General features: G+C 37.8%; 9 protein-coding genes and 2 pseudogenes. All 11 read left to right on the top strand.

The features are described from left to right. Positions 1 to 191 (top strand): phage tail protein (locus tag AB4Y90_RS14715; protein WP_441558296.1); only part of this gene is annotated, 191 nt, incomplete at its 5' end. Between the two features lie 24 nt (positions 192 to 215). Then, positions 216 to 1,208, top strand: coding sequence for a hypothetical protein (locus AB4Y90_RS14710; protein ID WP_441558295.1), 993 nt, complete (start codon positions 216 to 218; stop codon positions 1,206 to 1,208). Then, positions 1,168 to 1,539, top strand: coding sequence for a phage tail sheath C-terminal domain-containing protein (locus AB4Y90_RS14705; protein WP_441558294.1), 372 nt, complete (start codon positions 1,168 to 1,170; stop codon positions 1,537 to 1,539). Before AB4Y90_RS14710 ends, AB4Y90_RS14705 begins: the two co-directional genes overlap by 41 nt. A gap of 32 nt (positions 1,540 to 1,571) precedes the next feature. Then, a pseudogene (locus AB4Y90_RS14700) lies at positions 1,572 to 1,915 on the top strand (phage tail protein). A gap of 2 nt (positions 1,916 to 1,917) precedes the next feature. Beyond that, positions 1,918 to 2,385 carry a phage tail protein gene (locus AB4Y90_RS14695; protein ID WP_441558293.1) on the top strand — a complete coding sequence of 156 codons (468 nt, stop codon included), beginning with the start codon at positions 1,918 to 1,920 and terminating at the stop codon, positions 2,383 to 2,385. A 203-nt stretch (positions 2,386 to 2,588) separates the two neighbouring features. Continuing rightward, positions 2,589 to 2,750 carry a DUF5908 family protein gene (locus tag AB4Y90_RS14690; RefSeq protein WP_441558292.1) on the top strand — a complete coding sequence of 54 codons (162 nt, stop codon included), beginning with the start codon at positions 2,589 to 2,591 and terminating at the stop codon, positions 2,748 to 2,750. Further along, on the top strand, positions 2,750 to 3,487 hold the full coding sequence (locus tag AB4Y90_RS14685; RefSeq protein ID WP_441558291.1) for a CIS tube protein: 738 nt from the start codon (positions 2,750 to 2,752) through the stop codon (positions 3,485 to 3,487). Before AB4Y90_RS14690 ends, AB4Y90_RS14685 begins: the two co-directional genes overlap by 1 nt. A 1-nt stretch (position 3,488) precedes the next feature. Further along, positions 3,489 to 5,231, top strand: a complete 1,743-nt coding sequence (vgrG, locus tag AB4Y90_RS14680; RefSeq protein ID WP_441558290.1) for a type VI secretion system tip protein VgrG — start codon at positions 3,489 to 3,491, stop codon at positions 5,229 to 5,231. A gap of 1 nt (position 5,232) precedes the next feature. Further along, a complete protein-coding gene (locus tag AB4Y90_RS14675) occupies positions 5,233 to 5,520 on the top strand; it encodes a PAAR domain-containing protein (protein WP_441558289.1) in 288 nt (95 codons plus the stop codon). A gap of 125 nt (positions 5,521 to 5,645) precedes the next feature. Then, positions 5,646 to 6,056: a GPW/gp25 family protein gene (locus AB4Y90_RS14670; RefSeq protein WP_441558288.1), complete on the top strand. Its 411-nt coding sequence runs from the start codon at positions 5,646 to 5,648 to the stop codon at positions 6,054 to 6,056. A gap of 88 nt (positions 6,057 to 6,144) precedes the next feature. Then, positions 6,145 to 7,670 (top strand): annotated as a pseudogene (locus AB4Y90_RS14665) (baseplate J/gp47 family protein); the annotation flags it as partial.

The raw sequence follows: 7,670 nt of genomic DNA, 5'->3' as shown, positions 1-7,670 counted from the left end.
TGAACACAGTAGAAAGAAGATCGATTACGATCTCACTTTTAGATGAAAACGGCGAACCTGCAGTAACATGGAAAGTGAAAAATGCATTCCCGCTAAAAGTAAATGCAACGGATCTGAAAGCTGAAGGTAACGAAGTAGCGATCGAAACTCTGGAAATTGCACACGAAGGTTTAACCATCGAAAATAACTAATATTAACTTTAAAATTTAAAAAAAATGAATTACAAAACACCAGGAGTCTACGTTGAGGAACTTGCAAAATTCCCGCCATCTGTAGCACAAGTAGAAACGGCTATCCCTGCTTTTATCGGACATACTGCAGACGGGCCAAGAAATGAACCAACAAGAATCTCTTCGATGTTGGAATACGAAACGATTTTCGGAAAAGCAAAAGCTGAAACTTTCACAATTACTGTAAACAATGGTGTTGTTGATGCTGCAGTAGCTCCAAGTTCTTTCAAAATGTACTATGCAATGCAAATGTATTTTGCAAACGGAGGCGGCCCATGTTATATCGTTTCTGTAGCAGATTACGGAACAGCTCCTTTCTTAGGAACTGAAACTGCGGTAGGAAGCTTATCATACGGATTAAAATTATTAGAAAAAGAAGATGAGCCAACTGTTATTGTTTTCCCTGATGCTGAAGCTTTAGAAAATACAGCATATAATTTATATGAATTGGCATTGGATCATGCAGCATTAATGAAAGACAGATTTGTGATCATGGATGTTGTAGGTGACGATGATGATGCAGTTGCTGATTTCAGAAGCAATTTAGATATTAGTGAAAGCTTAAAATACGGAGCTGCTTATTATCCGAAATTAGAAACTGTTTTAAGCTACAATTATGATGCATCAACAGTACAGGGTGTTAATTTAGCTACATTGAAAACTTCAGATTCAGAATTATACAACAAGGTAAAAAAAGCTATTGAATCTAAACCTGTAGTATTAACTCCATCATCAGCAATTGCGGGAGTTTATGCTAAAGTAGATTCTACTTCCGGAGTGTTTAAAGCACCGGCAAATCTTGGGCTGAACTATGTAGTAGCACCAACAGTAAAAATCTCTCACCAGGATCAGGAAAATCTTAACGTAGATTCTACAGCCGGAAAATCGATCAACGCAATCAATCAACGCAATCAGAACTTTTGTAGGAAAAGGAACTTTGGTTTGGGGAGCAAGAACGTTAGACGGAAACAGCAATGAGTGGAGATACATTTCAGTACGTCGTTTCTTCAACATGGTGGAAGAATCTGTGAAAAAAGCTACAGAACGTTTCGTTTTCGAACCGAATACWGCYAATACMTGGATCCGTGTACARACCATGATYGAAAATTTCCTAAACCAGCAATGGCAGGATGGAGCTTTGGCAGGAAGCAAGCCTGARGAAGCTTATTATGTAAGTGTTGGYTTAAACAAAACAATGTCTGCTCAGGATATTCTTGAAGGAAGAATGATTGTAGAAATAGGTATGGCAGCAGTGCGTCCTGCAGAGTTTATTGTATTGCGTTTTTCACACAAACTACAGGAAGCATAAGAAAATTAATAACAAATAAAATATAAATAATTATGAATACATATCCATTAGTAAAGTTTGCCTTTGAAGTAGATTGGGGCGGAACAAAAGTAGGTTTTCAGGAAGTGAGCGGATTAAACGCCGAAGCAGCTTTAATTGAATACAGACATGGTGCAAGTCCTGATTTCAGCAAAATGAAAATGCCGTGAACACAGTAGAAAGAAGATCGATTACGATCTCACTTTTAGATGAAAACGGCGAACCTGCAGTAACATGGAAAGTGAAAAATGCATTCCCGCTAAAAGTAAATGCAACGGATCTGAAAGCTGAAGGTAACGAAGTAGCGATCGAAACTTTAGAAATTGCTCACGAAGGTTTAACGATCGAAAATAACTAATCATGGCTCTTTTATATCCTCCAACCAGTTTCTCTTTTATTGTTAACGGGATTTCGACAACAGAGGGTATTGACTCCAGATTCCAGTCTATATCTGGTTTATCAACAGAAATTTCAACGGAAGAATATGCCGAAGGAGGCGAAAACAGATTTACTCATCAGCTTCCTTTACGTCCAAAATATCCTAATCTGGTCCTTAAACGTGGTCTGATCGTAAGTTCAGGATTGATCAACTGGTGCAGAAATGCTATGGAAAACTTCGAGTTTGAGCCCAGAGATCTCGTTATTTCTCTTTCAGGCGGGCTGCAGTCTACAGCACCTTTAATGGTCTGGAATGTAGTGGGAGCGTACCCTGTAAAATGGGAAGTATCAGAATTCAACGCCGAAGAAAGCAAACTTGCTATTGAAACAATAGAACTGAAATATAGATATTTCACAATACCCTCATCGTTAGCAAGCTTAGGCTTGTAATTTCTAAAATATCATCTAAGCACCTGAAAGTGTATTAGTTTGAAAGATAACTTTTAGCAAAAACTTTTTAGATAAAACAAAAACAGATTAGTCTATCATCAGGCTGAACGCACTTTTTATGTGCTTAGATTTTTTAAAACAAATAGGTTAAATCATTGGTTATTAATGTTTTAATATTAATAATTAATTAAAAACAAAACGAAATGCCAATAGAAATAAAAGAGCTTCACATTAAAATAAATGTGGACGAGAAGACAGCAGCTGCAACAACTGCCATATCGGTAGACGAAGCAAAAATTATGCAGGCAATTAGTGAAAGTGCAGAGCAAATAGCAAATATTGAAAAACGTAAAAAAGAAAGATAATGGGAGAAATTGCGAAAGTAACGATACGGACTTATAAGGATAATGGCTTTGGCCAGAATGCTTTGGTTGATAGTAAGGCTTTTACGGCTCTCATTAATCCGACAGGTTTTTCTACAACGCATAAAGTAGAGTATGATACTACACAAGCTGACGGAGCAAATGCAACCAATTCAAAATTTGTAAAAAAATCACCTCAATCTTTACAATTAGAATTTTTATTTGACGGAACAGGAGTAATGAAGCCCAATCAGGGAAATAAGCTCATCAACAAGATAAAAGAAGGTTTAGGTAAAAAAGACCCTTTCAGCAAAAAAGCCGTAGAAGAACAATTAAACGAATTTTATGCAGCAACAGGAGATTTTAATGGTACTATTCACAAGCCGTATAATGTGATTGTTACTTGGGGAAAATTCAAATTTGAAGGATCTCTTACAGAATTAACAGTAGATTATAAACTATTCAATAATGACGGAACTCCTTTAAGAGCGATCGGTAAAGCCACTTTTTTAGAATCGATCAGCGATGAGCTTGCTGCAAGAATGGCCAATAAAAACTCACCGGATCTTACTCACAGAAGAACAGTAAAAGATGGAGACACATTGCCACTAATGACCGAAAGGATCTACGGAGATTCTAAATATTACTTGGAAGTAGCTAAGGCAAATGGTCTTATCAATTTCAGACAATTAAAACCAGGAAGTGAGCTCTACTTTCCACCTCTAGAAAAAAAATCATAAAATGAACAATAGCGGATACATACAAACAGCAAAAAATCCTGACTTAATAACATTTAAGGTGATGTCCGGAAGTTCAGAACTGCCGGGTAAATACAGGGTGAAAAGCATTGTCGTGGAAAAAGAAGTCAACAGAATTCCTTATGCCCGCATTGTTATTTTAGACGGAAGTGTGCCGGAACAAGATTTCAAATTAAGTAATGAAGATCTCCTGATTCCCGGAAAAGAAATAGAAATCACAGCAGGATATCACTCCATTGAAGAGACCATTTTTAAAGGTGTTGTGGTAAAACACAATATAAAAATCAGAAACGGCTCTTCTTACCTCATTGTAGAATGCAGAGACAAAGCCGTAAAAATGACTTTAGGCAGAAAAAGCAAATATTTCTACGAAAGTACAGACAGCGATGTCATTGAAGAATTGATTGGTAATAGCGGTGCAACTGCCGATGTTGAGGCAACTTCAAATTCACATAAAGAATTGGTGCAGTATCAGGCTTCAGATTGGGATTTTATGTTAACCAGAGCACAGGCAAACGGTAAATTGTGCATCGTTGATAACGGAACCATCAAAGTAGCTAAACCTGATTTTCAGGATGCCGTAGAGACCGTAGTCTACGGATCGTCAATACATGAATTTGATGGTGAAATCGACGCAAGAGACCAATTCAGTAAAATTACAGCCAAAACATGGAGCTATACCGATCAGGAACTTACAGAAGTTGAAGCCCAGGATCCGGCAATTAGTCTTAACGGGGATCTTTCATCCGGCGATTTGGCAAAAGTTTTCGGAATTGAAGATCTTCAGCTTAAACACGGCGGAAACCTTACCCAAAGCGAGCTGCAGGAATGGGGCGATGCAAAAGCAACTTTCCAGCAATTGGCGAAAACAAGAGGAAGGGTAAAGTTTCAGGGAATTCCGGCGGTAAAACCTGGAGTTACACTAACACTTCAAGGTGTTGGAAACCGATTCAACGGGAAGATTTATGTAACAGGAGTTCGTCACGAGATTGTCGACGGAAACTGGCTGGTTGATGCTCAATTCGGGCTTTCTCCGACATGGTTTTCAGAAACTTATGATATAAGCGAAATGCCCGGTTCAGGAATCATTCCTTCCATCAACGGATTGCATGTCGGTATTGTTTCACAATTAGAATCTGATCCGGACGGTGAAGACAGGATTTTAGTACAAATTCCGATCATCAACAGCGAAGAAGAAGGAATCTGGGCAAGAATTGCCACGCTTGATGCTGGTGAAAACAGAGGTTCATTCTTCAGACCTGAAATCGGGGATGAGGTTATTATTGGTTTCATTAATGACGATCCCAACGATGCAGTAGTTTTAGGAATGTTAAACAGCAGCACAAAACCTGCTCCCATCACAGCTTCTGATGATAATCACGAAAAAGGATTTGTTACCCGAAGCGAAATGAAAATGATCTTTAATGACGATAAAATTTCATATACGCTTGAAACACCAAAAGGTAAAAAAGTGATTTTGGATGAAGATGCCGATGTTATCAAAATAGAAGACGAGCATTCTAACATTCTTACGCTTAATAAAGACGGTATCAGTATCGAAAGCGGAAAAGACATCAAGATCAAAGCAAAAGGCGACATCAATATGGAAGGAACCAATATCAACATAAAAGCCAGTGCTCAGTTAAAAGCGGAAGGAAGTTCAGGTTCTGAATTAAAATCCGGCGCAGTAACAGTAGTGAAAGGATCTCAGGTAAAAATAAATTAAAATGAAACCGGCAGCAAGAATTACAGATATGCATACCTGTCCTATGGTTACAGGAACAACTCCACATGTAGGAGGACCCATCATTCCGGCGGGAGAACCTACCGTACTGATCGGCGGAAAACCAGCCGCAAGAGTGGGAGACAAAGCAGTATGCACTGGTCCGCCAGATACGATCGCAGCAGGATCTTCAAGTGTGATGATCGGCGGAAAACCAGCCGCAAGAATGGGAGATTCTACAGCTCATGGCGGCGTAATATCGGCAGGTGAACCTACTGTTTTAATAGGCTGATGATATTTTTAAATATAATCCACTAAAAATAAAAACGTAATACATCAATAGCAAAACAGTAAGTACAACTAAAACGCTATGTGACAGATGCAGAATGCTACAACCAAAATATAACAAAATAACGTATGAAAATAAATACAGATTTTTTAGGAATAGGCTGGAGTTTTCCGCCTGAGTTTAATCAAACTGAAGGAAAACTGGCAATGACCACCGATGTGGAAGACATCAATAACAGTCTTAAAATTTTATTGTCAACAAGACCGGGCGAGCGTGTAATGTTCCCCGATTACGGATGCGATTTGCAGGAAATGCTCTTCAGCCCTCTTGACGTAACGTTGATTACCCAAATGAAAGGAATCGTTGAGCGTGCCATTTTATATCACGAACCCAGAATAAACATCTTAAGTATTGATATCGATACCCAAGACGAGCTTGAAGGAGAAATTTTGATAAAAATTGACTACGAAGTAAGAAATACGAATACAAGAAGCAATATTGTTTTTCCTTTTTATAAAGAGGAAGCTACTGAAAAATAATGAATTACGGGATGTCTGTAGCCATTTTTAATACGACCCACATTACAATAAGTATTGCATCTGAACATAGAAAGATAAATATAAACAAATGAAAAAAACAGATACATTTTCACATTACCGTGAAGGAAAATCACAAATGCAGCGCTTTTTAGCAGAATTAGATCCGGGCAATCTCGAATTACACGATTTCGATTTGTTTGACTGGCTGCTGTTCGCAAATAATTTTGCGAAGCGTGTAAACTATTTTGAAAAAGATGATAATACAACACCAAAAGGAAAATGGGGAAACTTCTTCCTGGGTGATGATGCCAATCCTATCCCGCGCAGAGAAAGTGTGGAGTACAAAAGTATGAAAAAACAGGTTGCAGATCTTATGTCGCAGTTTGAGCAAGACAGCAACTTAACCCCGCATCTTACATTATTTGTCTGCTTTTTAAAGCTATTAGATTTCTCCAAAAAAGCCTTTAATGATTTAACGAAAAGGCATTTGGATTTCTATTATAATGAAATACTTCAGATTGAAAAAAATGATGCCCGACCAGACAAAGTGTACGTGATTTTTGAGCTGGCTAAAAAAGCAATTCAGGAAAGAATTCCCGGCGGAACGTTACTGGATGGCGATAAAGACGCCAACGGTAAAAAAAGAATTTACAAAACCGGCGAAGAGTTTATTGCCAATCAGGCAAAAGTGGTTGAGGTAAAAAGTTTTTTAAACGATGCTAAAAAAAGAGAGCTGAAAATGGCTCCTGTAGCCAACTCTTCTGATGGTTTGGGAGACAAATTGCCGGAAGAAAGCAATTATTGGTGGCCTTTCGGATACAATGCAGACGAAACCGTTTCAGAAAAAAAATCTGTTTACAAAGAGCTTCCAAAAGCTAAACTGGGTTTCTCTGTTGCATCATCTTTATTTAATTTAAAGGAAGGGGAAAGAACCATAACTCTTACAATTGACTTCGAAAAAAAATCGACCCAAAAACTGCAGAGTATTGAAAGTGACTTTATTAAGAACAGCATTAAAGTACTTTGCAGCGGCGAAAAAGAATGGCTGTCAGGAATTTTTTTGGAGTGTAATAAAAACGAAAACGATCAATTGCAGCTTTCTTTTACGTTGCAGAAAGATTTTCCTGCAGTGGTGCAATATGATAAGAAAGTACATGCAGAAACATTCCAGACGGGTTTTCCGGTGGTAAGATTCATGCTTGAAGGAGAACATTACTATGATATTTACGAAGCTCTTTCAGAAGCATTATTAAAAAATATAGAAATATCGGTTGATGTAAAAGGGGTAAAATCTATTCAGATAGAAAATGATAATGGTGCGTTAAATTCAGAAAAACCATATTATCCGTTCACTGCACAACCGGTAAAAGGCTCTAATTTTTTCATTAAATGTCCTGAAATGTTTTCCAAAAAATGGCAGAATGCAGACATTATCATCAATTGGAAAAACACCCCGGATTCTATCAAAGATCTTTACAACGGATATGTTATTAAACCCAACCAAAACGTTAGCTTAACAGGTTTTGTAGATTTAAAAAATTCGGTTGTAGGTTCTGATGCTTATTTTAAAGCCGATACAGCATTATTAGATAAAGAAATCTGGTACACCAAAGC

Source organism: Chryseobacterium sp. 2TAF14 (genome assembly GCF_052115105.1).
Classification (GTDB): domain Bacteria; phylum Bacteroidota; class Bacteroidia; order Flavobacteriales; family Weeksellaceae; genus Chryseobacterium.
This window is presented reverse-complemented; position numbering and strand designations above follow the sequence as displayed.

Excerpts from the sequence above, each read along its gene's own strand:
- AB4Y90_RS14710 (WP_441558295.1), top strand. The coding sequence starts at position 216 with ATGAATTACAAAACACCAGGAGTCTACGTTGAGGAACTTGCAAAATTC.
- AB4Y90_RS14695 (WP_441558293.1), top strand. The coding sequence starts at position 1,918 with ATGGCTCTTTTATATCCTCCAACCAGTTTCTCTTTTATTGTTAACGGG.
- AB4Y90_RS14690 (WP_441558292.1), top strand. The coding sequence starts at position 2,589 with ATGCCAATAGAAATAAAAGAGCTTCACATTAAAATAAATGTGGACGAG.
- AB4Y90_RS14685 (WP_441558291.1), top strand. The coding sequence starts at position 2,750 with ATGGGAGAAATTGCGAAAGTAACGATACGGACTTATAAGGATAATGGC.
- vgrG (WP_441558290.1), top strand. The coding sequence starts at position 3,489 with ATGAACAATAGCGGATACATACAAACAGCAAAAAATCCTGACTTAATA.
- AB4Y90_RS14675 (WP_441558289.1), top strand. The coding sequence starts at position 5,233 with ATGAAACCGGCAGCAAGAATTACAGATATGCATACCTGTCCTATGGTT.
- AB4Y90_RS14670 (WP_441558288.1), top strand. The coding sequence starts at position 5,646 with ATGAAAATAAATACAGATTTTTTAGGAATAGGCTGGAGTTTTCCGCCT.